Below are 26,664 nucleotides of genomic sequence, written 5' to 3'. Positions count from 1 at the left end.
GGCGTGGTCGGGCAGCCGCCTTCTCCCCATCGACTTTTTCCGTCAATCCCAGATATTCATGCCGAGGCCACAGCAGGCCGGCGGCAGGAGAGACCCTCATGCACGATGCGGCTATCGACCCACCACGGAGCTTGCAGCCGGGTTCCTGCTCGCTGCAGTCGCTCGATCAACTGCAGCAGGACGAGGAGCGCCTTGCGATGCTGAAGGAAACCATCGACTTCCTTCCCATCGGTGCCGGGATCACCATCAGCGACAAGGAAGGGAAGATCGTCTACGTGAACCAGGCGGAGGCGGCGATGCATGGCTACGCCTGCACCGAGCTGATCGGCAGGCCGGCCCGCATGCTGGCCCCAGAGGCCAAGGCTGGGGGGAAACGGATCAACCACCGGACCGCGGGACTGTGGAAACGCGAGTGCCTGAACGTGTGCAAGGACGGCAAGATCTTTCCGGTTCAGCTGACCTCACTGCCGATCAGAAACGCCGGCGGGGACTACCTCGGCTTGTTGACCGCCTGCGAGGACATGACCCAGCGCAAGCTCTGCGAGCAGCAGCTCGAGACCCTCGCCTACTACGACAGCGTCACCAAGCTCCCCAACCGGGCGCTCCTCATGGACCGCCTGCACCAGGCCCTTGCCCTCGCCCAGCGTGAGCGGCGCGAGCTGGCCCTGCTCTTTCTCGACCTGGACAACTTCAAGGACCTGAACAGTTCCAAGGGGCACGAGGTGGGGGACAAGTTCCTGCAGGAGGTGGCGGCAAGGCTCGCCGGTTGCCTGTGCGATTCCAACACCCTGGCACGGCTCGGCGGGGACGAGTTCGTCATCGTGATCAACCCGGTCCCGGGTGAGGAGGGGGTGGCGGCAACCGCCGCCAGGCTGCAGGCCCTCTTCGCGGAGCCCTTCATCATCGACGGGGAGGAGCTCTACGGCAGCACCAGTATCGGCATCGCCCTGTACCCTGAGGATGGCCGGGACGTGGAGAGCCTCTTGCGTTGCGCCGACGCGGCGCTCTACCAGGCCAAGAGCGAGGGGAAGGCGGGTTACCAGTTCTTCTCGCAGGAGATGAACCAGGTCACCATGCGCCGCGTGGCGCTGGAAACGGGGATGCGCCAGGGGCTGGCCCGGGGTGAGTTCTACCTCTACTTCCAACCCCAGTGGGACCTGAAGACCCTGCGACTGACCGGCGCCGAGGCGCTTTTGCGCTGGCACAGCGCCGAGTTCGGCATGGTGGGGCCGGACGAGTTCATCCCCATCGCCGAGTCCTGCGGCTTCATCTTCGACCTGGGGGACCTGGTGCTGAGGGAGGCCTGCCTGCATGCGGTGGCGTGGGACGGCGTCTGCCCGGGGCTCAAGGTCGCCGTCAACATCTCGGGGCGGCAGTTCCGGCAACCCGACTTCCTGCAGACGGTCGCCAGCGTCATCGAGGAGACCGGGGTCCGCCCAAGCTCCCTTGAGCTCGAGTTCACCGAGAGCGTCATCATGGAACGTGCCGAGAAGAACATCGACGCGCTGCAGGCGCTGAAAAAGATGGGGGTGAGGCTCAGCATCGACGACTTCGGCACCGGTTATTCCTCGCTCAACTACCTGAAACACTTCCCCATCGACGCCATCAAGATCGACCGCTCCTTCATCGCCGACCTCGTCACCGACAGCGATGACGCGGCAATCGCCGAGGCCATCATCTCCATGGCCCACAGCTTGAAGCTCAAGGTCATCGCCGAGGGGGTCGAGAGCGACGACCAGCTCGATTTCCTGGCGGACCGGCGCTGCGACGAGGCACAGGGCTTCTACTTCGCCCCCCCCATGCCCGGGGAGGATTTCACCAGCTACGTCAAGCGCTTTTCCGGGCTTGAAGATGATTCCAAACCGTTGAGTGTCGCAGGCTGACCTCATCATCCAAGGAGGAACTAGATGTCAACGATACAACAGATAGCGCGTGCCCTCGTGCTGCAGGCCGTGGCCCTGCCGCTCATGCTCGCCCAGGCCCAGGCAGGCAATGTCGGAGTGGACGTCAACATTCATCTGGGCAACGAGCCGCGACCCGTGGTGGTGGCCCCGGCTCCCGCCCCCCGCCCGGTCGTGGTGGCGCCGGCCCCGGTGCCGGTGTACCAGCCGGAGCCCTACTACGACGAGCCCGAGGAGGACGTCGAGTTCATCTACCCGCAGCCGCTTGGCTTCTACGTGGCGGTGGGGGTCCCCTACGACCTCTTTTACCTCAACAACGTCTACTTCGTCTTCCGTGACGGGCGCTGGTACCGCTCTCCCAACAACCGCGGCGGCTGGGTCCCGGTCGGGTACCGCGAGCTCCCCTCGCCGCTGCGCCGCTACCGCATAGAGCGGATCCGGGAGTACCGTGCCCGCGAGTACGCCGTCTACCAGCACGACCGCGACCACTACCACGGCAGGCACCGCAGCGACCGGGGGTACTGGAAGGCGCGCCACGAGCACCTAAAGGACGAGAAGAGGTACGCCAAGGAGCAGAGAAAGGAAGAGAAGCGCTTCGAGAAGGAGCAGAGAAAGGAAGACAAGCGCTTCGATAAGGAGCAGAGAAAAGAGCAGAAACACCGCGAACACGAGCAGCGCAGGGAGGAGAGGGACCTTGACCGCGACCGTCACGGCCGCGACTAGCCCGAACCGCTGCGGCTGGGCCGGGAACGATCCCCTTTACTGTGCCTATCATGACCTCGAATGGGGGGTGCCGGTGCACGACGACCGCCTCCTCTTCGAGTTCCTCACCCTGGAGGGGGCGCAGGCGGGGCTTTCCTGGATCACCATCCTGAGAAAGCGCGAGGGGTACCGCCGCGCCTTCGCGGGCTTCGATCCCGAGCTCGTGGCCCGCTTCTCCGACGCGGACACGGCCCGACTCATGGCCGACCCCTCCATCGTCCGCAACCGCCTGAAGATAGGTTCGACGGTGGACAACGCGCGCGCCTTCCTCGCGGTGCAGCAGGAGTTCGGCTCCTTCGACGCCTACCTGTGGCGCTTCGTGGACGGCGTCCCCGTCCAAAACGCCTGGCGCAGCCTTTCCGAGGTGCCCGCCGCGAGCGGGGTCTCGGAAAGGTTGAGTCGCGACCTCAAGCGGCGCGGCTTCCGCTTCGTGGGGAGCACCATCTGTTACGCCATGATGCAGGCGGTAGGGATGGTGAACGATCACACCGTCGACTGCTTCCGCTGGCGCGAGCTGCAAAACGGCTGACCGCCAAAACCCCCAGCAAAAACCTGCCGATACACATTGCGCCCCGCCCCGATTTCGGGTAATTATTTAGGGTCGTTCCTCAAACCGCACATCCCCCTTTCGCGAGCCGGCGGCGCGCGGTGGATGGTCCCTATGGACCGTCCCCCCGCGCTCGTCCGGCTCGACCAGGAGAACCCATGTTCCGTCGCACCAAGATCGTAGCCACCGTCGGCCCCGCTTCCGATTCCGAACAGATGCTGGACGCCCTGATCCACGCCGGCGTCGACGTCTTCCGTCTCAACTTCTCCCACGGCGATTACGCCTCCAAGGCCGCGGTGATCGGCCATATCCGGAAGCTTTCCCAGGAGCACGAGCACGCCGTGGCCATCCTCGGCGACCTGCAGGGACCAAAGATCCGCACCGGCCTCATGGTCGGCGGCTCGATGCAGCTTGTGGCCGGCTCCGAGGTGGTCGTCACCACCCGTGCGGTGCTGGGACAGGACAACGTCATCCCCACCATCTACAAGGGGCTGCCGCGCGACGTGAAGCCGGAGGACCGCATTCTGCTGGACGACGGGCTGATGGAGCTGAAGGTGCTCGCCGTCTCCGGGGAGGACGTGCGCTGCCAGGTCGTGACCGGCGGACTGCTCAAGGACCGCAAGGGGATCAACCTCCCCGGCGCCAAAGTATCCGCCCCCGCGCTCACCGACAAGGACAGGGAAGACCTGCAGTTCTGCATGGACCAGCAGCTCGACTACGTCGCCCTTTCCTTCGTGCGCGAGGCCTCGGACGTGACCGAGCTCAAGGAGATCATTGACCGGGCCGGTTCGTCGCTGCGCATCATCGCCAAGATCGAGAAGCCGGAGGCGGTGCTCAACTTCGCAGCCATCCTCAGGGTGTCCGACGGCATCATGGTGGCGCGCGGCGACCTGGGGGTGGAGTTGAACCCCGAGAAGGTGCCCCTGATCCAGAAGCGCATCATCCGTAGCTGCAACGATGCGGGAAAGCCAGTGATCACGGCTACCCAGATGCTGGAGAGCATGGTGAACAACCCGCGCCCGACCCGCGCCGAGACCTCGGACGTGGCCAACGCGATACTCGACGGCACCGACGCCATCATGCTCTCCGCCGAGACCGCCTCCGGCAAATACCCCATCGAGGCGGTCTCCATGATGGTGCAGGTGGCGCGCGACATCGAGAACGACCCCCAGCTCATGGCGCAGTGCTGCAAGGCGCCCAACGGGCAGGGGATCCTTCCCGACATCTCCGAGGTGATCGGCATGGCGGCCTGCCGCGCGGCGGAGAGCGTCAATGCCTCGGCCATCCTCGCCTTCACCCAGACCGGGAGCACCGCCGCGCTGGTTTCCAAGTACCGCCCTGCGCAGCCCATCATCGCGGTGACCCCCTCGCAGCAGGTGCGCCGCCGGCTCGCTCTCTACGCCGGGGTGCACGCGCTGCGGGTCGACATCGAGGGGGACACCGAGTCGCAGATCCTCTCGGTGGAGGCGGCGGTGCTTGCCATGGGGTGGCTGGAAAAGGGGGACCTCGTGGTGATCACCATGGGGAGCCCGCTGTCGAGCCCCGGCACGACGAACCTGATGAAGGTGCACCGGCTGGAGGAGCCGGGGGCGCTGCCGCAGAGCTGAAAACAACCGCCGCTCCGCTCGCCGCTATTCAGGTTCCTTTTGCGGGTGACGTTTTGGCTCAGAAGGTCAGAAGGGGGAACTATTGGTGGCAGTGCCAGTAGCCTAGTGCCGGAAGCGCTCAGGCAAACCGGTGATTTAAGCGTTGCGCTGTGTTGGGGTAGGTGCTATAACTTTACGCGATCGCTTGCACAAGGATCGGCGCTGCGCTTGGGCCTGGGACAGGGGGAACTGTCAGCATCCGTACCTGCCCCGTTGCCGCGTGTCGAGGGTTTAGTCCAATGGCTAGACCCTCTTTCATTATCTTTGTAATGGAGGTAATTGCTTTGAGTGTGATTCTCGTTACCGGCGGCGCCGGCTACATAGGAAGTCACGTGGTCAGACAGCTCTCCGAGGCGGGGCACGAGGTGGTGGTTTACGACAACCTCTCCACCGGCTCTGCAGACGCGCTGGTGCACGGGGAGCGGCTCGTCATCGGCGACCTGGCCGACCAGGACGGGATAAGAAAGGTCCTCAGGGAGACCGGCGCCAAGTCGGTACTCCATTTCGCCGCTGCCATCATCGCCCCGGAGTCGGTGACCCTGCCGCTTAAGTACTACGGCAACAACACGAGAAACACGCTGAACCTCCTGCAGGCCTGCGTCGAGCACGGCGTCGAGCGTTTCATCTTCTCCAGCACCGCCGCGGTCTACGGCATGCCCGAGGAGGGATGCGCCTCGGAGGAGAGCCGCACCGCCCCCATCAACCCCTACGGCACCTCCAAGCTGATGAGCGAGTGGATGCTGCGGGACGCCGCCTTCGCCCACGGCTTCTCCTACGTGGCGTTGCGCTATTTCAACGTGGCCGGCGCCGATCCGCAGGCGCGCATGGGGCAGAGAACGCCTGAGGCGACCCACCTGATCAAGGTCGCCTGCCAGGCGGCGCTGGGCGCTCGCGACGGCGTCTCCATCTTCGGCACCGACTATGCCACCCCCGACGGCACCGGGATCCGCGACTACATCCACATCGAGGACCTCGCCTCGGCGCACCTGGCGGCCTTGCGCTACCTCGAGGGGGGCGGGACTTCCGACGTCATCAACGTGGGGTACGGCAAGGGGAGCAGCGTACGCGAGGTGATCAAGGTGGTGAAGGAGGTGAGTGGCGTGGATTTCAAGGTCAACGAGGCGCCGCGCCGTCCCGGCGACCCCGACAGCCTGGTCGCCGTCGCCGAAAAGATCCGTACCGTCCTTGGGTGGAGTCCGTCCTACAACGACCTGCACACCATCGTCGCCGACGCGTGGCGCTGGGAACAAAAGCTTTGGCAATCCCGCTAGCTTGAAGAGCGGGGACAAGGAGAAGGCATGATAAAGAGCATGACCGGGTATGGGAAGGGCGAGGCCGTCCACGAAGGTGGACGTTTCATCGTCGAGGTGCGCTGTGTGAACCATCGCTACGGCGAGATCACCGTGAAGCTCCCGCGCGTGCTGCTGCAGTTCGAAAACGAGATCAAGAAGCGGGTGGGTGAGACGCTGGTCCGCGGCAAGATCGACGTCTTCATCCAGGTGGAGAACGCGGTGGCGCTCGGGGTGCCGACGGCCAACCTGCCGCTGGCGCGGGGGTATCTCAAGGCGTTCCAGGCCATCGGCGAGGCGCTTGGGCTCTCCGGCGAGGTCGATCTCGCCCTGGTCGCGTCGCAGCGTGACGTGGTCACCGTCGCCGCCGAGGCCGAGGCGACCCTCGAGGAGATCCCGCAGGAACTGGTGAGCGCCCTGGAGGACGCCCTGCGCCGGGTGGACGAGATGCGCCTGTTCGAGGGGGAATCCCTCTACGCCGACTTCCAGAGGCGCCGCGAAACCCTGGCCCGGCTGATCGGCAGCGTGGCCGAGCGCGCCCCGCAGGTAGTCGCCGAGTATGGCCAGCGCCTGAAGGAGAGGATCGCGCAGCTCCTTGGTGAGGCATCCCTTCCGGAGGAACGCCTGGTCCAGGAGGTCGCGGTCATGGCGGACAAGTGCGACGTCACCGAGGAACTGGTGCGCCTGGAGAGCCACCTGCGCCAGTTCGACGAGACGCTGGCCAAGAGCGAGCCGGTGGGACGAAAGCTCGACTTCCTGCTCCAGGAGATCAACCGCGAGGTGAACACCATCGGCTCCAAGGGTAACGATGCCCAGATGGCGGCCTTGGTGGTGGAGCTGAAGGCGGAGCTGGAGAAGATCCGCGAGCAGGTGCAGAACATAGAGTAGGGGAACTTTACAGTCTGGGGGTTCCGCTTGCCTCTTTTTGTAGCGGATCCCGACAACGGCAACGGGTGAACTATGAAACGTGAAGGCGTACTGTACGTGATTTCGGCCCCTTCGGGGGCGGGCAAGACCTCGCTCTGTAAGGAAATAATTGACATCTTTCCTAACTTGCGGCATTCTGTCAGCTACACGACGCGCCCTCCCCGGAACGGAGAGGTGCACGGGCGTGATTATTTTTTTGTGGGTAAGGAAGAGTTCGACCGGATGGTTGAGGCCGGGGAGTTTGCCGAGTGGGCCGAGGTGCACGGCAACTTCTACGGGACTTCGCTTGCCACCCTCAAGGAATCCCGTTCCGAGGGGATCGACCTTATCCTTGACATCGACTGCCAGGGTGCGCGGCAGCTGAAAGGGCGTTTCGAAGGAGGGGTCTACGTCTTCGTACTCCCGCCCAGTATCGAGGAGCTCAGGCGCCGCCTGGACAACCGCTCCTCCGACTCGCAGGACGTCATCGAGCGCAGGATCCACAACGCCGCCGGCGAGATTAAGGAAGCGCGCTGGTACGATTACATCATCGTCAACGACAAGTTTTCCGTGGCCCTGGACCAGCTGAAAAGCGTGCTGATTGCCGAGCAGTGCCGCACCACCCGCCTGCTGCAAGGCCTTTCCAGGATCTTCACGATTTAGACGTTTAATATCACAAAGGGGATTTCACTTATGGCAAGGGTTACCGTAGAAGATTGCCTCGAGAAGGTGGACAACCGCTTTCTCCTGGTCATGCTCGCCTCCAAGAGGGTGAAGCAGCTTTTCAAGGGCGCGAAGCCGCTCATCGACAACAGGGGCGCCAACAAGAACGTGGTCGTTTCCCTCAGGGAAATCGCCGCCGGCAAGATTGGCTGCGAGATCGGCAAGAAAGGTCGTTAACAGATCGAGAGGGAGACGCATGCACGGGTCTCCCTTTTTTTCAAACCGGCTGGGGCTATCGGCTGACGGGGCATCTGCCCCGGTGCTGTTAGCCCCTTCTTTTTCCGGATGAAACGGGCGCGATGATAAGACTCAACGACATACTCGACAAGGTTTCCTCGTACAACCCGGGCGCGGACCTGGACCTTTTGCGCAAGGCCTACGTCTTCTGCGCCAAGGTGCACCAGGGGCAGACCCGGCTCTCGGGGGAGCCGTACCTGATCCACCCGATGGAGGTGGCGGGGATCCTGGCCGACCTGAAGCTGGACCTTCCTGCCGTGGTGACCGGTCTTTTGCACGACACCGTCGAGGACACCCTGACCACCCACGAGGAGCTGGAGTCGCTCTTCGGCGCCGAGGTGGCGCGCCTGGTGGACGGTGTCACCAAGATCGGCAAGATCCATTTCAAGACCAAGGAGGAGAGCCAGGCGGAGAACTTCCGCAAGATGCTGCTCGCCATGGCCACCGATATCCGGGTCATCCTGGTGAAGCTCGCCGACCGCCTGCACAACATGCGCACCCTGCAGTACCAGCCCGAGCCCAAGCAGCGCACCATCGCCAAGGAAACGCTGGACATCTACGCCCCCATCGCCAACCGGCTCGGTATCTCCTGGGTCAAGGGCGAACTGGAGGACCTCTCCTTCCGCTACCTGGAGCCGCAGCTCTACTACGACTTGGCGGGCAAGGTCGCCAAGAAGAAGCAGGAGCGCGAGTCCTACGTCGCCACGGTCAAGGACATCATCAAGAAGCAGCTCGAAGAGCACGGCATCAAGGGGGACGTCTCCGGCCGCTCCAAGCACCTCTACTCCATCTACAAGAAGATGCAGAGCCGAAACGTCGACATCGACGAGATCTACGACCTGATCGCGATCCGGGTCTCCGTCGACGACATCCGCGAGTGCTACGAGGTGCTGGGGATCATCCATTCCACCTGGAAGCCGATCCCCGGGCGCTTCAAGGACTACATCGCCATGCCGAAGGGGAACATGTACCAGTCGCTGCACACGACGGTCATCGGCCCCTACGGCGAGAGGATGGAGGTGCAGATCCGCACCGCCGAAATGCACCGCGTGGCCGAGAGCGGCATCGCGGCGCACTGGAAGTACAAGGAAGGGAAGGGGTACGACGAGAAGGAGGTGCGCCGCTTCACCTGGATCCGGCAGCTTCTCGAGTGGCAGCAGGAGTTGGACGACTCCAAGGAGTTCATGGACACGGTGAAGGTCGAGCTCTTCCCGGAGGACGTCTTCATCTTCACCCCGAAGGGGGACGTGAAGGGGTTCCCGAAAGGGTCCACCCCCATCGATTTCGCCTACTCGGTGCACACCGACGTCGGCCACCGCTGCGTAGGCGCCAAGGTGAACGGCAAGCTGGTCCCCTTGAAGTACGAGCTGAAGACCGGTGACATCGTCGAGGTGATCACATCGCCGCACCACACCCCGAGCAAGGACTGGCTCAAGATCGTCAAGAGCTCGCGGGCGCGCAACAAGATCAGGGCCTGGGTGAAGACCGAGGAGCGGATGAGGAGCATCACCCTCGGGCGCGAGATCTGCGAAAAGGATTTCCGCCGCTACTCCTTGAACTTCGGCAAGCTGCAAAAGACGGGCGAGCTGAAGAAGGTGGCCCAGGAGTTCGGCTTCCAGACCGAGGATGACCTGATGGCCTCGGTCGGCTACGGGAAGCTCTCCGCGAACCAGCTGGTCGGCAAGCTGGTTCCGGCCGACAAGATAGAGGCGGCCAAGGAGCAGAAGGAAACCCGCATCGGCAAGGTGATCGGGGCGCTCAAAGGGAAATCCTCCTCCGCCATCCAGATCAACGGCGTCGAGGACGTGCTGGTGCGCTTCGGCAAGTGCTGCAATCCCCTTCCCGGCGACGAGATCACGGGCTTCATCACCCGCGGGCGCGGCGTCACCGTGCACACGGCCGACTGCCCCTTCGCCATGGCGCTCGAGCCCGAGCGGCGCATCGAGGTGGCCTGGAACAAGGGGAAAAAGAGCGCGCTCCCGGTCAAGATCCGGGTGGTGTGCAACGACGAGAAGGGGATCCTCGCCAACATCGCCACCGCGATCACCAACTGTGAGGCCAACATCTCGAGCGCCTCCATCCAGAGCACCCTGGACAAGCGTGGAGAGAACCTCTTCGAGGTGGACGTGACCGATCTCGATCACCTGAAGAAGGTGTTCGCCGCCATCATGAAGGTGAAGGGGGTCATCAAGGTGGAGCGGTTGAAGAGCTAGCTTCCTTCTACCCCTCGCGCTCCGGGAGAGGGGCAGGGGGGAGGGCGCTGCGAAGAGGCAGGGTGGTGCGTGGGGGCGATCCCCTCACCCCGACTTATCCCAAAGGGAGAAGAAGCGTTTGCAGGAGTTGAAGACAGCATCAAGGAGGAAGGCATGAAGGAAATCATCAGCACTGAAAACGCACCCAAGGCGATCGGTCCCTATTCCCAGGGTGTGAAAGCCGGGGGCTTTCTCTTTCTTTCCGGCGCCATAGCGCTCGATCCGGCCACCGGCGAGGTGGTGCAGGGAGGGGTCGTGGCGGAAACCGAGCAGGTGATGAAGAACATCGGCGCACTGCTCGCGGCCGCCGGCCTCGGCTTTCAGGACGTGGTCAAGACCACCATCTACCTGGCCAACATGGGCGACTTCGCCACCGTGAACGGCATCTACGGGGCCCACTTCCAGGAAAACCCGCCGGCACGCAGCACCGTCGAGGTCAAGGGGCTGCCGCGCGGCGTCCTGGTGGAGATCGAAGTCACCGCCCTTTGCCGCTAGTGAAGGCGCGGACAAAAATAAAGCCGCAGGCGCTATTTGCGCCGCGGCTTTAGTGACTGTGCGGAAGATCTTCTTAGAGAGCCTTGGTGACGTGACCGGAGCGGATGCAGCGGGTGCAGACCTTGATGCTCCTGACGGTACCGTTTTTCACGGCCTTGATCTTCTGCAGGTTCGGGCGCCAAATTTTGCTGGTCTTGTTGTTGGCGTGGCTAACGTTGTTCCCGAAGCTAGGGCCTTTACCGCAAATCTCGCATATTCTGGACATTTCTTTGTACCCTCCGGTGATTACTGAAGTCGTAACTAATAGCAGAAACGCGTCACGCTTGCAAGCAAAAAGTGGCGGTCTTCTTGTTTTTTCAGGTGCTAAATCATGGCTTTATTGAAGGGGCTGTTTTCCCTATTTTTGCTGATACTGATCGTATTGAGTGTTCTCTTTGTGGACTTCGTCTACAAGACCTTTTCCCTCACCCCGCGCGACGTGAAGAGCGACGCCATCGTCGTGTTGACCGGCGGCCGCGGCCGGGTTGAGGAGGGGGTGCGTCTGTACCGGGCCGGGCAGGGGAAGAAGCTGTTCCTGATCGGCGTCGATCCCGCGGTGAAAAAGCGCGAACTGTACCAGGGGGCGGGGGCGGCGGACGTCTACCTGGAGCAGAACTCACGCAACACCCTGGAGAATGCCATTTACGCCCGGGATCTGATCATGAAGTACAAGGTCGGCTCAATCAAGCTGATCACCTCGCGCTACCACATGAAACGTTCCACCATCCTGTTCAGGAACGCGCTCCCGAAGGACGTGGCCATCTACCCGCACCCGGTCGATTCCAGCAACCTCAAGGAGGAGTGGTGGAGCCATTCCGGGAGCTTCAAGCTCCTCTTCTCCGAGTTCTACAAGTACTGCATCCTGCGTTTCTTCTTCATGTTCGCGCCAGGGGAGCTGAGGCCGCTTCCGGGGAACAACTAAGGCGCCTCACGCAAAGCCGCAAAGGCGCAAAGAAAGAACCAACTTCACAAACAAACAGGGATGAAGGGGATGAACGGGATGAACCAAACCAAGTCCTGGTTGGTAATCCCCTTTATCCCTTTCATCCCTGTTAATGTTTTGCCTCGCTTGCTTTGCTTGGCATCTTTGCGTCTTTGCGTGAGGCCGGTTTTACTCCCCTTTTTCCTCGATCCTCGGGAAGAGCGCCTCGGCTTTGGCGATGGCGGTGCCCGGCTTCAACCCTCCCCAGGCAAGCCCTTCGGCTGTGGCTTCCTCAGGCCACCCAAGGCAGCTCAGACCCTTCTGTGCGGTCTTGGGCATGAACGCGGAGAGAAGCGTGTAGACCACCCTCTGGCTCTCCAGCATGTAGTACATGACGGTGGAGAGACGCTCGCGCTTTTCCGGGTCCTTGGCCAGGGTCCACGGGGCGGTCTCGTCGATGTACTTGTTGCCGGCGGAGATCACTTCCCAGATCGCCTGCAGGGCACGGCTGAAGGCGAGTTCGTCGATGAAGCTGTCCACCTGCCCGATCATGGCCACGGTCTTCTCCCGGTAGGCCTGGTCCAGCTCGGTCTCCTCGCCCGGCGCCTGCAGCACGCCGCCGAAGTACTTGCCGAGCATCGCGGTGGAGCGGTTCAAGAGGTTCCCAAGGTCGTTGGCCAGATCCGAGTTGATGCGGTGGATGAGCGCCTGGTGCGAGAAGTCGCCGTCAAGGCCGAAGGGGACCTCGCGCAACAGGAAGTAGCGCACCGCGTCCACGCCGTACTTGTCGACCAGCATGTTCGGCTCGACTACGTTCTGCAGGCTCTTGCTCATCTTCTGCCCCTCGACGGTCCACCAGCCGTGCGCGAACACTCGCTTCGGGATGGGAAGTCCGGCCGCCATCAGGAAGGTCGGCCAGTAGACGGTGTGGAACCTCAGGATGTCCTTGCCGATCAGGTGCACGTCGCAGGGCCAGTACTTCTCGAAATTGCCCCCCTCCTCGGGGTAGCCGAGCGCGGTGATGTAGTTGGTGAGCGCGTCGAACCAGACGTAGACCACGTGCTTGTCGTTGCCCGGGACCGGGATGCCCCACTGGAAGGTGGTGCGTGAGACGGAGAGGTCACGCAGCCCTTCCTTCACGAAGGAGATGATCTCGTTTCTGCGGCTTTTGGGCTGGATGAAGTCCGGGTTGGCCTCGATGTGGGCCAGAAGCTGCTCCTGGTACTTGCTCATCCTGAAGAAGTAGGACTCCTCCTTGAGCTTCTCGGTGGGGCGGTTGCAGTCCGGGCACTTGTAGTCGATCAGCTGGGTCTCGGTCCAGAAGGTCTCGCACGGGGTGCAGTACCAGTCCTCGTACTCGCCGAGGTAGATGTCCCCTTTCGCCATGACGCGGTCGAAGAGGACGGAAACACCCTTCTTGTGCCGTTCCTGCGTCGTTCGGATGAAGTCGGTGTAGGAGATCTCCAGCTTCTCCCAGAGCGACTGGAAGCGCTTCATGACCCGGTCGGCCAGCTCGAGCGGGGTTTCCCCGGCGGCGGTGGCGGCCTTCTCAACCTTCTGGCCGTGTTCGTCGGTGCCGGTGAGGAAGAAGACGTCGAAACCCTTAAGCCGTTTGTAGCGCGCCACCACGTCCGCGGCCAGGGTGGTGTAAGCGTGCCCTATGTGCGGGACGTCATTTACGTAGTAGATGGGGGTGGTGACGTAAAAAGCTGGTTTCATTGTGGTTTCTCCTTTTTCCTTTCCTTGACGTCGACGGGCCTGTTGCGGCGCTGCTTGCCGGGGCCCTGGGATTTCCCCTTGTCGCCCCCCTGCTGTTCACCCTTGCCCTGCGGCGGCTTCTTCACGCGGTCGCTGATGTTCTCCGGGGCGATGTCCTCACCCTTCAGGACGACCAGCGAGTCGTCGGCCGTCTTCAACGTGACAGTCTGCTCCAGCACGTTCACCTTGACCACCTCTCCGTCGTGGCAGCCGCACTGCACCCGCTTGCCGCACTTCGGGAGCCCCTTTCTGAGCGAGCAGTAGGTGTCGAACTCGTAGGAGAGGCAGCAAAGGAGCCTGCCGCACTGCCCGGAGATCTTGCTCGGGTTGAGCGCCAGGTTCTGCTCCTTGGCCATCTTCACCGAGACCGGCTCGAACTCGCGCAGGTACGAGGAGCAGCAGAGCTCGCGGCCGCAGATGCCGATGCCCCCCACCATCTTCGACTCGTCCCTGACCCCGATCTGGCGCATCTCGATCCTGGTGTGGAAGGCGTGGGCCAGGTCCTTGACCAGCTCCCGGAAGTCCACCCGGCCGTCCGCGGTGAAGTAGAAGATCGCCTTGGAACCGTCGAAGAGGTATTCGACCTTGACGAGCTTCATGTCCATGTTCCGCTCCTTGATGCGGGCCAGGCAGAACTTGTGCGCCTCCTTTTCCTTTGCCGTGTTGGCGGCCAAGGTCGCCAGGTCGGCCAGTTCGGCCAGACGCTGCACCGGTTTGGTCCCCTCCGGGACCAGCGCGTCGTCCACCTCGATCGGCCCCGCCACGACCTGTCCTATGCTTTTACCCCGTTCGGTCTCCACGATGACCCGGTCGCCCGCCTTGACGTTTGCCTTGCTGGCGGTGAAGTCGTAGAGCTTGCCCGCGGTGGTGAATTGAATCCTTACGATCTTTGCCAAAAATGCCTCCAAGGAGAAACAGGTTGAGGTCGAGGTTAAGGTTGAGCAGAACCTCTACCGACCTGGGGTTGCAATGTCTTTTTTACTGCCGTCGTGTCAAAAAGGTGGGGCTGGGCCTTTCTTAACCTCAACCTCAACCTCAACCTTAACCTTAACCTGCTCGCGAAGCGAGCTACCGCTCCGCCAGGTGCATGAAAAAGATTTCCAGCGCGAGCCTCGCGTTCACGTTGCGAACGAGCAGACGGCGCATGCTGACGAGCTGCTCGATCAATTCGATGCTGCGCTCCTCCGTGCAGCGCTCCGCCTCCCTGGCCACCAGGTGCGCGAGGTCCGCGTTGGCCAGCGCGTCCGGCGTGGAGCGGTAGATGAGCACGTCCCGGAGAAAGGATAGGAGCAACTCGAGAAACCCCGGGAGCCCTTCCTTGTCCGCGGCGAGTTCCTCTGCCGTGGCGAACAGGGCGTTGATGTCCTTCAGGTTGAGGGCGAGCACCCGCTCCAGGAAGCTCACCCGGCCTTCGAGGACGCCGTCCCCGGCGATCTCGAGTGCCCGGCTCAGGCTGCCGCCGGACAGCGAGGCCGCCACCCGCGCCACCTCTGCCGGGAACTGATCCCGCACCAGGCGCCCCTCGATCAGCTCCGCCGGCAGCGGCTGGAAGTCGAGCGTCTGACAGCGGGAGAGGATGGTCTGCAAGACGGCGGAGCGCTCGGCGGTAATCAGGATCATCAGCGCGTTGCCGGGGGGCTCCTCGAGCGTCTTTAGCAGGGCGTTTCCCGAGGAGAGGTTCAGCTTTTCCGCGCCGTCGATTACGCACGCCTTTTTGGGCGCCTCGAAGGGGCGGTAGAAGAGCTCCTTTTGCAGTTCCCGGACCTGGTCGATCTTGATGAAGGCGCCGTCGGGCTCCAGTATGTGCAGGTCCGGGTGCTGGCCGCTCGCGATCTTGCGGCAGGATGAACAGACGCCGCAGGCCTCTTCCTTGCCGCAGAAAACCGCCTGCACCATGGCGAGGGCGGTCTTCTTCTTGCCGCACCCGTCGATGCCGGAGAATAGGTAGGCATGCGCCACCCGCTCCAGCGCGATGGAGCGCTTCAGCACCGAGATGGCACGGTCCTGTCCGATGACGTCCGAGAAGGGCATCTAGCGCCTGCCCGCCGGGAGCCGGTCCATGAGCGCCGCCGTAACCAGTACCTCGGTCCGGGCTACGTCGCCGGAGCCGTCCACCACCACGAAACGTTCGGGGAAGGCGCGCGCCAGCGACAGGTACCCTTCGCGCACCCGCTCATGGAAGCGTATCGATTCCAGCTCGAAGCGCTCTTCCCGGGCGCCGCTGGTCGCCTCGATGCGGGACAGCGCCCGCGAAAGACCTGTCTCCACCGGGCAGTCGATGAGCACGGTGAGGCCCGGCTGCACCCCGCCGGTCGCCAGTGCGTTCAGCTGGCGGATCACGTCGAGGTCCAGCTCCCTGCCGTGCCCCTGGTAGGCCAGGGTGGCGTCGGTGAACCTGTCGCAGAGCACGGTTTCGCCCCGCTCCAGCGCCGGGACGATCACCTCCTGAACGTGCTGGGCCCGCGCCGCGGCGTAGAGCAGCAGTTCGGCCAGCGGCGTGATCGCGCTGTTCTTGGCGTCCAGCAGGATGGCGCGCATCTGGTCGGCGATCGGGCATCCCCCCGGCTCGCGGGTCGCCACCACCTTCTCTCCGGCCGACTCCATACGCTCCTTGAGGAGCCTCAACTGGGTCGTTTTGCCGCACCCCTCAACGCCTTCAAATGTAATGAAAAAGCCCATGTCTATGGTCTCATGATCCCCTATAAAATCACTGAATTATATGGGAGGGGTGATTATTATGCAAGATTTAAATGCCCCCGCGAAGCCGCGCCGCGCAGGCCTTGGCCGCCACTGGTGCCGGTTTGCGCAATGCCTCCGGACCAGGTCCCTCTCCTGGCAGGGCGGCCGCCGCGGAGAAGCCTATTGCCATGCCGCGCCCCTTTGTCTATATTTGGCTCAAATTAAGAATGGGCACGGGCTTTTATTATGAAAGAGAAGCAGGATGACAACCTCACCGGGGTTGAAGCACGGATCAAGTACCGGTTTCTTAATCGTGAGCTCCTGGAAGAGGCGCTGACCCACCGCACCTACGTGAACGAGTCGGGGGGGAAGGACAACCAGCGCCTGGAGTTCTTCGGCGACGCGGTGCTCGATTTCCTGCTCTCGGACCTTTTGCTGCGACGTTTTCCGGAGAGCCGCGAGGGGGAGCTGACCAAGATCCGGGCGGCGCTGGTGGACGAGGTGAGCCTGGCGCGCATAGCGGCGGAACTGGAGCTTGGGGCGTCGCTGCGCCTTGGACGTGGCGAGGAGAAGGGGGGAGGGAGGCAGAAACGCTCGCTTCTGGCCGACGCCTTCGAGGCCCTGCTTGCCGCGCTCTACCTGGACGGCGGCATCGAACCGGCGCGGCTAGTGGTGCACCGGCTGTTCGAACCTCTGCTTGACTCCCCGGAGCAGCTGTTTGGCCGGGACGCCAAGACGGAGCTGCAGGAGCGGGCCCGGTTCCTGCGGCGGGAGCTGCCGCGCTACGAGCTGAAAGAGGCGACCGGCCCCGACCACGACCGCCGCTTCACCGTGCAGATCTACCTGGGCGAGGAGCTGATGGGGGAAGGGGTGGGGAGGACCAAGAAGGAGGCCGAACAGGATGCCGCCCGCGCCGCCACCCTCCTGCTCAAGGGGGAGAGTTGAGGCCGCTGCTGGTCCCATTTTTCATACCGCACCAGGGGTGCCCGCACCGCTGCGTCTTCTGCGACCAGGAGCGGGTGGCCGGGGTCGGGGGGGGGCTGCCCACCGCCCGGCAACTGCTGAGCCGCATCGAGGAGTACCGGTTGGGGGCGCCGGCGCGGAAACTCGAAGTCGCCTTTTACGGCGGCACCTTCACCGCGTTGCCCCGCCGGGACCAGGGGGCGCTGCTGTTCCCCTTGCAGCCGCTGCTTGCCGCAGGCGTTGTGCAATCGGTCCGGCTTTCCACGCGCCCCGACGCCGTCGACCCGGACACTGCCGAGTTTCTGAAGGCGCACGGGGTCGCCACCGTCGAGCTGGGGGTGCAGTCCCTGGACCCCGAGGTGCTCCTGCTCTCGGGGCGCGGCCACGGGGCGTCCGAGGTGGAACTCTCCGTGGCCACCCTCAAGAAGGCGGGGATCGAGGTCGGCATCCAGCTCATGCCGGGGCTCCCCGGCGACACGCCGCAGGCTGCGCTTGCCTCGTTGCGGCGCGCTCTCGACCTGAAACCCGCCTTTTTGCGCATCTACCCCACCCTGGTGATCGAGGGGACCGAACTGGCGCGGCGCTACCGTGAGGGAAGCTATCACCCCCTTGCCCTGCCGCAGGCGGTGACCTTGTGCAAGGAGATGCTGGAGGCCGCCGGGCAGGCCGGCATCCCGGTGATCCGCTTCGGCCTGCAACCCACCTCCGAGCTGGACTCCCCCGGCGTGGTGCTGGCCGGTCCCTACCATCCCGCCTTCGGACAGCTGGTGGAGTCCGAGCTCTGCTTCGACCGCATGTGCGGCCTGCTCGAGGGGATCCCCCCCGGAAGCCGGGTCAGTTTCGGCGCTCCCCCGGGCAGGGTTTCCGACCTGGTGGGGCAGAGAAGGGGAAACCTGCAGCGGCTGGCGACGCGCTACGGCGTGGCTGCCTCCGTGAGTGAGGACCGCGAACTCCTCCCCGATGTCATCTCCCTGCAGTGGGGCGAGCTGAGCCGGCACGCCCGCCTCTTCGAGTCTTGCCCCCGCCACTAGGCAGAACGCCTGTTCGAGGTATACTCTGTCGGTGCGCCTTACACCGGTGCGGATGCGAAGTAACGCTTTCCTTGCCGTACCAATTCCCGTATGTTGTAACGCTTTGATTACCGTAACAAGAGCCAGGAGGGCATTTAGAGATGTCTGAAAAGATATTCCGTTCCGGTTTCGTCTCCATCGTGGGGCGGCCGAACGTCGGGAAATCCACGCTGTTGAACCGCATCCTGGGTGAGAAGCTGATGATCACCTCGGACAAGCCGCAGACCACCCGCAACCAGATCAAGGGGATCCACAACGTGCCGGGAGGTCAGATCGTCTTCCTGGACACCCCGGGGATCCATCGGGCCAAGACCCGCCTGAACAAGTTCATGGTGGAAGAGGCCCTCTCCTCGGTGCAGGGGGTGGACCTGATCCTGTTCCTGGTCGACGGCGCCTTCGATCCCGAGAAGGAGGCGGGCATGATCAGGGAGGTCCTCTCCGGGGTCGAAGCACCGGTGATCCTCGTGCTGAACAAGATCGACCTGATCCCGAAGGGCGACCTTTTGGGGCGGATGGCCGTCTACGGCGAGACCTATCCCTTCAAGGAGATCATCCCGGTTTCGGCCGCTTCCGGCGACGGCGTCGAGCAGCTGGTGCTGCTGGTACACACCCTGCTGCCCGAAGGCCCCTGCTACTTCCCCGACGACATCCTGACCGACGTGCCGGAGCGCTTCATCGTGGCCGAGATCATCCGGGAGAAGATCTTCAGGCTGACCCACGACGAGGTCCCCTACTCGACGGCGGTGGTGGTGGACAGCTTCAAGGAGCGGGAAACCGGGGTGGTGGCGATCCAGGCCACCATCAACGTGGAGCGGGACTCGCAGAAAGGGATCATCATCGGCCGCAAAGGGGAGATGCTCAAGAAGATCGGGACCCAGGCGCGCCAGGAGATCGAGCGGCTGCTGGATGCGAAGGTGTTCCTGGAACTGTTCGTGCGGGTGAGCGGCGAGTGGAGCGACAACAGCCGCATGCTCAAGGAGTTCGGCTACGAGTCGTGAGGGGGGCGGGGAGGTCCTCCGGGCTCTCCTCATGAGTAGTTGCTTGCATTCTATAAGTTTGTCTGATAGTATAACATCGTTTTTTATTTCCGGGGAGCCGGTCCGGACGCTCACTGCGTATTCCGCATGATTTCTGTGGGTTTTTAGTAGATAGCCGTTTTAAAATACAGCGTATACATTAACATAGTTTTTTTTGACATAAGTCATGTCGGATAGTAAGGTTCTGCCCTATTTTCCCTGGAACCATACGAAAACACGCAAGGAGAAGACACTATGGCACTTAGAAAGTATGCCGGCTACGCCTGGAACCTGATCAGTCTGGTCGGCATGATCCTGGCCGTCACCGCGACGGGCCTGATCATCGGCTTCCTCTCCTACGAGGGGATAACCGGCGTCGAGAAGCCCTACCTCGGCCTGATGACCTACTTCCTCTTCCCGGGCATGCTCATCATGGGCCTCATCCTGGTCCCGCTGGGCGCCTACATCGTGAGGGAAAAGAGGCGCAGGCATCCGGACGAGGTGATCCCCCCCTTCCCGCGGGTGGACTTCAACGACGCGCACAAGCGCCATCTGTTCCTCTTCTTCGTCGTCGCCAGCATCGGCTTCGTGCTCATCGTCTCCGTCGCCTCCCTGAAGGGGTACGAGTTCACCGAATCGACCACCTTCTGCGGCGAGCTCTGCCACCAGGTCATGGAGCCCGAGCATGTGGCGTGGGCCAATTCCCCGCACGCCAAGGTGAAATGCGTCGAGTGCCACGTGGGCCCCGGCGCCGCCTGGTACGTGAAGGCGAAGATCTCCGGCATGAGGCAGCTCTACGCGGTCGCCTTCCACACCTACCCGGAGACCATCGAGACCCCGATCGACAACCTCCGTCCGGCGCGCGATACCTGTGAGCACTGCCACTGGCCCGAGAAGTTCTACGCCGGACGCCAGAAAGTGTTCTACCACTACGCTCCCAACGAGGCGAACACCCCGCGCGAGATCAACATGCTGATCAACATCGGCGGGACCCCGAAGAGCGAGCACCACAGGGGCATCCACTGGCACATCGGCCAGGAGGTTTCCTACATCGCCCTGGACAGGCAGCGCATGAACATCCCGTACATCGCGGTCAAGGAGAAGGACGGTTCCGTGACCGAGTACATGGACACCGAGAAGCCGCTCTCCAAGGATGACGTGGCGAAGGCCCAGAAGAGGGTCATGGACTGCCTCGACTGCCACAACCGTCCGGCGCACGTCTACCGCTCCCCTGGCGTGGAGATGGACGAGGCCTTCGCCGCCAAGCGCATCGACCTCGGCCTGCCGTACCTGAAGAAGACCGCGGTGGAGATCCTGACTAGGCCGTACAAGAACAAGGAAGAGGCCAAGGCGACCATCGCCAAGGAAATTCCCGAGTACTACGCGAAGAACTACCCGCAGGTGGCCAAGGACAAGGCGAAGGAGCTTGCCCACGCCGTGACCGTGGTGCAGGACATCTACAACAGGAACTTCTTCCCGGCCATGAAGATCACCTGGAACACCTACCCGAACCATATCGGGCACTTCTACAGCCCGGGTTGCTTCCGCTGCCACGACGGCAAGCACAAGACCGCCTCCGGCAAGGTGATCTCCAAGGACTGCAACATGTGCCACACCGTGCTGGGCCAGAAGCAGGAGAACATCCCGGCCGGCACAGTGGTGAAAGAGTTCGTTCACCCGGTCGATATCGGCGACGAACTGCACAAGGCAAACTGCAGCGACTGCCATGCGGCAGGGGGCCAGGACGTCCCCGGCGGCGAGAAGCACGCCAAGAAGTAAAGCGGCAACAGAAAGCCCCCGGAGCGATCCGGGGGCTTTTTTGATGGCCGGGCCCGGCAACCGGCCGGTACGATTCGCTTTTTCAACATTAACGCCGTTGCATCTTCATCTTAACGGTGCTATACCTTTCCGTGTTCAGCAATGGGGGGAACAGTCGATGTTGATGAAGGCTTCAGAAGTGGCCGCGCTGCTGCACCAGGATGAGGGGACGGTCCTCAAGTGGATCAAGAAGGAAAAGCTTCCCGCCACCCTGGTGCACGGCACCTACCAGATCAACCGGGTGGACCTCCTTGAGTGGGCCACCGAGCACGGCACCAAGGTCCCCCCCGAGCTGTTCGAGGCGGTGCAGGCGGACCTGGACCTCCCGACCCTGGCCCAGGCCCTGGAGGCGGGGGGCATACACTGCGGTGTGCCCGGAGACGACAAGCTCTCCGTGCTGCGCAACGTGGTGAACCTTCTCAAGCTCCCGGCGCAGGTGGACCCCGAATTCCTGCTCCAGGTGCTGCTGGCCCGCGAGGCCCTCGGCACCACCGCCGTCGGCGACGGCATCGCGATACCCCACGTCCGCAACCCGATCCTGCTGCAGACCAAGCCGCAACCCGCCATTTCCCTCTGCTTCCTGGAGCACCCGATCGACTTCGGGGCCCTGGACAACATCCCGGTGCGCATCCTGTTCCTGATAACCAGTCCCACCGTGAAGGTGCACCTGCACCTTCTGTCCCGGCTCGCCTACGCCCTGCACGACCAGGAGTTCCGGGGCATCCTCAACAACGCCTGTGATCCCGCGGCCATCATGGAGGCCGCCCGGCGCTTCGAGCGCGGCAAGAGGAGCTGATCATGACCTTCTCCGGCGAGCCTGCGACCTCTCTTGGGCTGTTGTTGCTCGCCGCTTGCTGCCAGGGCGCGTCGGGGCTGCCGCTGCTGCTGCGCAGGGGATCGAGCACCGCCCAGCGCGCCGGCGTCGTCCTCATGGCCGCAGCGTCGCTCATCGGCTGCGCCGGTGCCTTGGGCGCCGTCTTCCTTCCCGGCGCCGGAACCTGGCTCATCCCTTCCGGGCTTCCCTTCGGAAGGCTCGAGGTCGGCGTCGACGCGCTTTCCGCAGTATTTCTCCTCCCCGTCTTCATCGTAACCGGCTGCTGCGCCGTCTACGGCGCCGGCTACTGGCCGGTGGCGCGGCACCCCGAGCACGGCGGCAAGCTCGCCTTCTTCCTGGGACTGCTCTCCGCGGCCCTCACCATGGTGCTCGTTGCCAGGAGCACCATGCTCTTTCTCATGGCCTGGGAGGTAATGGCCTTCGCCGCCTACTTCGTCCTCACCACCGAGGATGAAAAACCACAGGTGCGTGAGGCGGGGGTGCTCTACCTGATCACGGCCCACCTGGGCGCGCTGGCGCTTTTCGCCACCTTCTCGCTCCTCAACTCGGCGACCGGCGCCTACCTTTTTCCCTCCCCCGGCTCCCTTACTGCCGCAGGTCCCATCGCCACGACCATCTTCCTGACCGCCCTCTTCGGTTTCGGCATGAAGGCGGGGGTGATGCCGCTGCATGTCTGGCTCCCCTCGGCGCACGCCAACGCCCCCAGCCACGTCTCCGCGATCCTGTCCGGGGTGGTGCTGAAGACCGGCATCTACGGGATGATGAGGGTCTTTTCCGCTTTCAGCGATCCGCCGCTTTGGTGGGGAGCCGTGGTGCTCGTGCTGGGAAGCGTCTCCGCCGTCCTCGGGGTCGCCTACGCGATCGGTCAGCACGACCTGAAAAGGCTCCTGGCCTACCACAGCATCGAGAACATCGGCATCATCATGATGGGGCTGGGCATGGCGCTGATCGGCGCGAACCAGGGATGGGAGGCGCTCGTCGCCCTCGGCGCGGCGGGTGCGCTGCTGCACGTCGTGAACCACGCCCTGTTCAAGTCGCTGCTCTTTCTTTCCGCAGGTTCCGTGATCCATGCCACCGGCACCAGGGAGATCGACCTCTTGGGAGGCGTGTCGCGCCGGTTGCCCCGCACGTCACTGTTTTTCCTGGTAGGCGCCGTTGCCATCTGCGGCCTTCCCCCCTTGAACGGCTTCGTCAGCGAGCTGATGGTTTACCTGGGAGCCTTCCACGCGATCGAGGCCGCGGTAGGCCTGGCACCGTCGCTCCCAGCGCTGGCCGCGCCGGTGCTGGCGTTGGTGGGGGGGCTGGCGGTAGCCTGCTTCGTGAAGGTGTACGGGGTGGTTTTCCTGGGGGTGCCGCGCTCGAAGGAGCACGAGGGGGGGCATGAGGCGGGAGCGGGGATGCTGGTGCCCATGGGTGTACTTGCCGTCTGCTGTGCGCTGATCGGGTTGGCGCCTGGCCTTTTCGTCGAGGTCCTGAACGCGGCCCTGGGCGATTACGGCGAGTCGCTTGCGTCGCAAGGGGTTGCGAGCCTGGTTCCCTTCTCATGGATCTCGATCCTGGGGGTGGGGCTGCTTCTGCTCCTGGCCCTGCTCTGGATCTTCTTCGCCAGGCGCGCCGCCAGGTTGCCGGTGCCGGTCGCTCCCACCTGGGGCTGCGGCTATTTGAGGCCCGCACCCAGGATGCAGTACACCGCCTCCTCGTTCGGTGCCATCCTGGTGCACTGGTTCGCCGTGCTGCTCCGCCCCGAGCAGCACCGGGAAGGGGTGAGGGGGCTTTTCCCCGGCCCTGCCCGCCATGAAAGCCACCTTCCGGAGACGGTACTCGAGAAGGGGTATCTCCCCTTCCTGGAGTACCTGTTCGAAAAGGCACAGCCGGTGCGTCGGTTGCAGCACGGCAAGCTGAACATCTACATCTTCTACACCTTCGTGACCCTGGTGCTGTTGCTCGCGCTGACCTCCGGGCAGTAGCGGCCCGTTGCCTTCAAACAAAAGCGGGCGAATAATTATTCGCCCCTACGGATGTCCCCTTCGGGAAATACCCGGGGCACTGTAGGGGCGAATAATCATTCGCCCGCCTCTGTTTTTAACGTACCGCCGTGACGGCGACCAACTGCCTCTCCCTCATCCCCAGCCCCTCTTCCACCTACGCCGAGGCCTTGGTGGACAAGCCCGGAGGGCGAGGGGGGCAACGTAGAACCTAGAACCTAGAACGTAGAACCTAGAACGTAGAACCGCCGTTAATGCGTTTCCTTGAACACCGGCATCACCTTGTTCAGCAGGTAGAAGATGCAGAAGGGGGTCCCGGCGACGATGAGGGCGCCGACCAGCCCTTCCTTCAGCGTTTCCATGCTGTCCGGCCACAGCGGTAGGACGTAGTGCATGAAGCCGGAGAAGGATGAGGAGAAGGCCTGCCCGCCGATGACGACGTTCCAGCGCATCATGAAGACGCCGAGGAGCACCAGCACGGTCCCCACCACGGCCCGCCGGATGGTCAACCCCGGGATCAGGAACAGGACAAAGGGAACCAGGTTTCCAAGCCCATACTGCACCACGAAGATGTTCACGAAGTCCCGCTCGTAGATGACGCTTCTCAGGATGTCCCACGACTTCACCGCGGTGTACCCCCTGAAGATCAGGTCCAAAAGTTCCAGCGTGATCGCCGCCACCATGAACATGAGCAGGTAGCGCGAGGTCATCGCCACCACGTGCGACTCGGCGCTCTTCAATTCGTCCATGGAGGGGAGCTCCGGGTGGGCGAGCCTGTGCCGAAGCGCCAGCTGCTTCCTGATTTCCATGGTGAGGATGTAGGTCAGGATGCAGAGGGCGATACCGGATACGACCGCGGAACAGATGAAGATGACCGGCATGAGCGGCGTCATCCAGAGCGCGTTCGCCTTCACCGAGCCGAAGATGAAACCGGCGTAGCCGTGCAGGAAGCATGCGACCGGGATGCCGGCTCCGGCGAGCTTCTTGACCGCCCGCTCGTCGGCCTCGAGCGCCTCGTGCGAGATGTCCCATGCGCCAAGTGTCAGGATGCTGAACAGCAGGTACTGCGCCTGCTGCAGCGCGCTGCGCCCCTCGATTGCCTTTAGCGACTGCGCGGTCTCCACGAAGTGCTTGCGGTACATGAACCAGAGCTCGGAGGCGACGATCATGCCGTAGGTGCTGAAGACGATGCCGAAGGCGGCGATGGCTGAGGTGAAATGCGGCGTCAGCATCACCTCGATGCCGCGCAGCGGCTGCTGCAGGTGCATCAAAAGGGGCAGCATGGCGACCGGCAGCAGCGCGAACGAGAAGACCAGCGAGAAGCGCGCGATCCCCTTCAACTGCTTCACCCCGAAGACGTGGTACAGCGAGGAGAGGACGAAGGCTCCGGCCACGAGGCCGGTCATGAAGGGGTACATGACAATCTGGATGGTCCAGTAGATGTACTCGTTGGGATAGGTGAAAAACTCCTTTATGGTCCAGGCTTCTCCGTGCACCATGGCTATTTCACCTCCTTGGACAGGCCGAGGTAGAAGACCTGCGGCTTGGTGCCGTACTCTTCTTTGAGCACGTTGACCCGCTCGGTCATGATGATCTTGGTCACCGGGTCTTCCGGATCCCTTAGGTTCCCCACGCGCCGGGCACCGAAGGCGCAGCTGTCGACGCAGGCGGTCTGCATCCCCTTGGTGATGCGGTGGTAGCAGAAGTTGCACTTCTCGGCCACGTGGAAGACCGGATGGAAAAAGCGCACCCCGTAGGGGCATCCCATGATGCAGTAGCCGCAACCGATGCACCAGTTGCGGTCCACCAGTACCACGCCGTCCGCGGTCTGGTAGGTGGCGCCTACCGGGCAGACCTGGACGCAGGGCGGGTTGTCGCACTGGTTGCAGAGCTTGGGCACGAAGAAGGCCTTCTCGATATCCTCGTCCCTGATCTCTTCCAGCTTGCCGTGGCCGATGTCGATCCCCTTGTTGGGGAAGCCGTCGCGCGCCCCCTTCGGGGAGTCGATATGGGTCTTGCCGTCTTTGGTCACCACGTAGCGTTCCACCCAGGTGCGGGTCACGTTGGCGTCGTAGGGGACCTCGTTCTCCACCTTGCACCCCTTGACGCAGAAGCCGCACCCCACGCATTTCCGGGTATCCACCAGAAAGACCCAGCGCGGCCCCTTCTCGTCCTTCTCGGCCAAAAGCCGCTTGGGATCGAAGAGTTCCAGGCAGGATAGGGGAATCGCCAGACCGCCCGCGATGAGCAGGGATTTCTTGCAGAAGGATCGTCTCGAAATCATCTCTTGTGCCCCTCCTTCCTGGGATCGTGCGGCCAGTGGCAGGTGACGCAGTCCAGACCGACGTTGTGGCTCTTGGGATCGATCCCCTTCATCGCGCCGCGGCTGCTGTTGGGGTAGGGGAGGCGGGTGTGGCAGCGGGCGCAGAGTTCCCGGCTGCGGTCGATGGTGAGCGACTTGGGATCGTCCGGGTGGTTGAGGGCGGGGCCGTGACAGTTCTCGCAGTTGATGTTGCGATGCGGCGACTCCTTTATCTCGTCGTACTTGTCGCGGTGGCAATCCTTGCAGAACGCGGCGGTCTTGTACTTCACCTTCACCTCTTTCCACTGCTGCTCGTTGCCGGCGCGGTGCCAGCCGTACATGTACCCCCTCGCGCCGATCCCGAAATCGGCGGGGACCAGGAACTTGCGGGCCACCAGCACCACGGCGATTACCGCCAGCACCACGACTAGCGGGCGCCAAACATGACTCTTCACAGCCTCCCTCCTTTCATCCAGTGGTAACAGTTCTCGACGGCGCCGCAAAAAAACGTCGCAGTCC

General features: G+C 63.2%; 25 protein-coding genes. 17 read left to right on the top strand and 8 right to left on the bottom strand.

The window, feature by feature from the left end:
* Positions 1 to 98 precede the first annotated feature (98 nt).
* From KOM00_RS08440 to KOM00_RS08395, 10 genes are all read left to right on the top strand, one after another.
* Positions 99 to 1,883 (top strand): putative bifunctional diguanylate cyclase/phosphodiesterase, encoded by a 1,785-nt coding sequence (locus tag KOM00_RS08440; protein ID WP_216498470.1) that lies wholly within the window; start codon positions 99 to 101, stop codon positions 1,881 to 1,883.
* A 24-nt stretch (positions 1,884 to 1,907) separates the two neighbouring features.
* On the top strand, positions 1,908 to 2,624 hold the full coding sequence (locus KOM00_RS08435) for a hypothetical protein (RefSeq protein WP_216498469.1): 717 nt from the start codon (positions 1,908 to 1,910) through the stop codon (positions 2,622 to 2,624).
* Positions 2,596 to 3,192, top strand: coding sequence for a DNA-3-methyladenine glycosylase I (locus tag KOM00_RS08430; protein WP_216498468.1), 597 nt, complete (start codon positions 2,596 to 2,598; stop codon positions 3,190 to 3,192). The genes KOM00_RS08435 and KOM00_RS08430 overlap by 29 nt, the downstream gene beginning before the upstream one ends.
* Positions 3,193 to 3,368: 176 nt before the next feature.
* A complete protein-coding gene (gene pyk / locus KOM00_RS08425; RefSeq protein ID WP_216498467.1) occupies positions 3,369 to 4,817 on the top strand; it encodes a pyruvate kinase in 1,449 nt (482 codons plus the stop codon).
* Positions 4,818 to 5,140: 323 nt separating this feature from the next.
* Positions 5,141 to 6,127: a UDP-glucose 4-epimerase GalE gene (gene galE / locus KOM00_RS08420; protein ID WP_236026832.1), complete on the top strand. Its 987-nt coding sequence runs from the start codon at positions 5,141 to 5,143 to the stop codon at positions 6,125 to 6,127.
* A 27-nt stretch (positions 6,128 to 6,154) separates the two neighbouring features.
* Positions 6,155 to 7,033 carry a YicC/YloC family endoribonuclease gene (locus KOM00_RS08415; protein WP_216498466.1) on the top strand — a complete coding sequence of 293 codons (879 nt, stop codon included), beginning with the start codon at positions 6,155 to 6,157 and terminating at the stop codon, positions 7,031 to 7,033.
* Positions 7,034 to 7,105: 72 nt separating this feature from the next.
* Entirely contained in the window at positions 7,106 to 7,714 is a 609-nt protein-coding gene (gene gmk / locus KOM00_RS08410) for a guanylate kinase (RefSeq protein ID WP_216498465.1), read from the top strand.
* A 30-nt stretch (positions 7,715 to 7,744) separates the two neighbouring features.
* Positions 7,745 to 7,951, top strand: coding sequence for a DNA-directed RNA polymerase subunit omega (gene rpoZ / locus KOM00_RS08405; RefSeq protein WP_085813544.1), 207 nt, complete (start codon positions 7,745 to 7,747; stop codon positions 7,949 to 7,951).
* Positions 7,952 to 8,073: 122 nt separating this feature from the next.
* Positions 8,074 to 10,224, top strand: coding sequence for a RelA/SpoT family protein (locus KOM00_RS08400; RefSeq protein WP_216498464.1), 2,151 nt, complete (start codon positions 8,074 to 8,076; stop codon positions 10,222 to 10,224).
* Between the two features lie 153 nt (positions 10,225 to 10,377).
* Positions 10,378 to 10,758, top strand: coding sequence for a RidA family protein (locus KOM00_RS08395; protein ID WP_216498463.1), 381 nt, complete (start codon positions 10,378 to 10,380; stop codon positions 10,756 to 10,758).
* Between the two features lie 73 nt (positions 10,759 to 10,831).
* Here KOM00_RS08395 and rpmB read toward each other — a convergent pair whose 3' ends face one another.
* On the bottom strand, positions 10,832 to 11,023 hold the full coding sequence (gene rpmB, locus KOM00_RS08390; RefSeq protein WP_012531640.1) for a 50S ribosomal protein L28: 192 nt from the start codon (positions 11,021 to 11,023) through the stop codon (positions 10,832 to 10,834).
* 105 nt (positions 11,024 to 11,128) lie between these two features.
* On the opposite strand from rpmB, the gene KOM00_RS08385 reads away from it, so the two are divergent.
* On the top strand, positions 11,129 to 11,719 hold the full coding sequence (locus KOM00_RS08385) for a YdcF family protein (protein ID WP_216498462.1): 591 nt from the start codon (positions 11,129 to 11,131) through the stop codon (positions 11,717 to 11,719).
* 189 nt (positions 11,720 to 11,908) lie between these two features.
* Here the strand turns inward: KOM00_RS08385 and metG are convergent, their stop codons facing one another.
* From metG to tmk, 4 genes are all read right to left on the bottom strand, one after another.
* The gene (metG, locus tag KOM00_RS08380) at positions 11,909 to 13,438 is read right to left on the bottom strand and encodes a methionine--tRNA ligase (RefSeq protein WP_216498461.1); all 1,530 of its coding nucleotides are present in this window, start codon (positions 13,436 to 13,438) and stop codon (positions 11,909 to 11,911) included.
* On the bottom strand, positions 13,435 to 14,373 hold the full coding sequence (locus tag KOM00_RS08375) for a PSP1 domain-containing protein (RefSeq protein WP_216498460.1): 939 nt from the start codon (positions 14,371 to 14,373) through the stop codon (positions 13,435 to 13,437). Before KOM00_RS08375 ends, metG begins: the two co-directional genes overlap by 4 nt.
* A 172-nt stretch (positions 14,374 to 14,545) precedes the next feature.
* Positions 14,546 to 15,508: a DNA polymerase III subunit delta' gene (holB, locus tag KOM00_RS08370; protein ID WP_216498459.1), complete on the bottom strand. Its 963-nt coding sequence runs from the start codon at positions 15,506 to 15,508 to the stop codon at positions 14,546 to 14,548.
* On the bottom strand, positions 15,509 to 16,156 hold the full coding sequence (gene tmk / locus KOM00_RS08365) for a dTMP kinase (RefSeq protein WP_216498458.1): 648 nt from the start codon (positions 16,154 to 16,156) through the stop codon (positions 15,509 to 15,511).
* Positions 16,157 to 16,402: 246 nt separating this feature from the next.
* Here tmk and rnc point away from each other — a divergent pair, with 246 nt between their 5' ends.
* The 6 genes from rnc (at position 16,403) to KOM00_RS08335 (ending at position 23,825) form a co-directional block, all read left to right on the top strand.
* The gene (rnc, locus tag KOM00_RS08360) at positions 16,403 to 17,101 is read left to right on the top strand and encodes a ribonuclease III (RefSeq protein WP_216498457.1); all 699 of its coding nucleotides are present in this window, start codon (positions 16,403 to 16,405) and stop codon (positions 17,099 to 17,101) included.
* Positions 17,098 to 18,150 (top strand): elongator complex protein 3, encoded by a 1,053-nt coding sequence (locus KOM00_RS08355; RefSeq protein ID WP_216498456.1) that lies wholly within the window; start codon positions 17,098 to 17,100, stop codon positions 18,148 to 18,150. Before rnc ends, KOM00_RS08355 begins: the two co-directional genes overlap by 4 nt.
* A 140-nt stretch (positions 18,151 to 18,290) precedes the next feature.
* A complete protein-coding gene (era, locus tag KOM00_RS08350; protein ID WP_216498455.1) occupies positions 18,291 to 19,187 on the top strand; it encodes a GTPase Era in 897 nt (298 codons plus the stop codon).
* Between the two features lie 273 nt (positions 19,188 to 19,460).
* The gene (locus KOM00_RS08345; RefSeq protein ID WP_216498454.1) at positions 19,461 to 20,984 is read left to right on the top strand and encodes a NapC/NirT family cytochrome c; all 1,524 of its coding nucleotides are present in this window, start codon (positions 19,461 to 19,463) and stop codon (positions 20,982 to 20,984) included.
* Positions 20,985 to 21,141: 157 nt separating this feature from the next.
* Positions 21,142 to 21,819 (top strand): PTS sugar transporter subunit IIA, encoded by a 678-nt coding sequence (locus tag KOM00_RS08340; RefSeq protein WP_216498453.1) that lies wholly within the window; start codon positions 21,142 to 21,144, stop codon positions 21,817 to 21,819.
* A gap of 2 nt (positions 21,820 to 21,821) precedes the next feature.
* Positions 21,822 to 23,825: a proton-conducting transporter transmembrane domain-containing protein gene (locus KOM00_RS08335; protein ID WP_216498452.1), complete on the top strand. Its 2,004-nt coding sequence runs from the start codon at positions 21,822 to 21,824 to the stop codon at positions 23,823 to 23,825.
* Positions 23,826 to 24,094: 269 nt separating this feature from the next.
* Here KOM00_RS08335 and nrfD read toward each other — a convergent pair whose 3' ends face one another.
* Genes nrfD through KOM00_RS08320 form a run of 3 tightly spaced genes read right to left on the bottom strand, consistent with a single transcriptional unit; the run spans position 24,095 to position 26,600 of the window.
* Positions 24,095 to 25,342: an NrfD/PsrC family molybdoenzyme membrane anchor subunit gene (gene nrfD, locus KOM00_RS08330; RefSeq protein ID WP_216498451.1), complete on the bottom strand. Its 1,248-nt coding sequence runs from the start codon at positions 25,340 to 25,342 to the stop codon at positions 24,095 to 24,097.
* Between the two features lie 2 nt (positions 25,343 to 25,344).
* Entirely contained in the window at positions 25,345 to 26,127 is a 783-nt protein-coding gene (locus KOM00_RS08325) for a 4Fe-4S dicluster domain-containing protein (protein ID WP_216498450.1), read from the bottom strand.
* The gene (locus tag KOM00_RS08320; RefSeq protein WP_216498449.1) at positions 26,124 to 26,600 is read right to left on the bottom strand and encodes a cytochrome c3 family protein; all 477 of its coding nucleotides are present in this window, start codon (positions 26,598 to 26,600) and stop codon (positions 26,124 to 26,126) included. The genes KOM00_RS08325 and KOM00_RS08320 overlap by 4 nt, the downstream gene beginning before the upstream one ends.
* Between the last annotated feature and the right edge of the window lie 64 nt (positions 26,601 to 26,664).

Source organism: Geomonas diazotrophica, assembly GCF_018919385.1.
In the GTDB taxonomy this organism is placed as follows: domain Bacteria; phylum Desulfobacterota; class Desulfuromonadia; order Geobacterales; family Geobacteraceae; genus Geomonas; species Geomonas diazotrophica.
The sequence above is the reverse complement of the archived record's forward strand: the minus strand, read 5'-3'. Positions and strand labels throughout refer to the sequence as shown.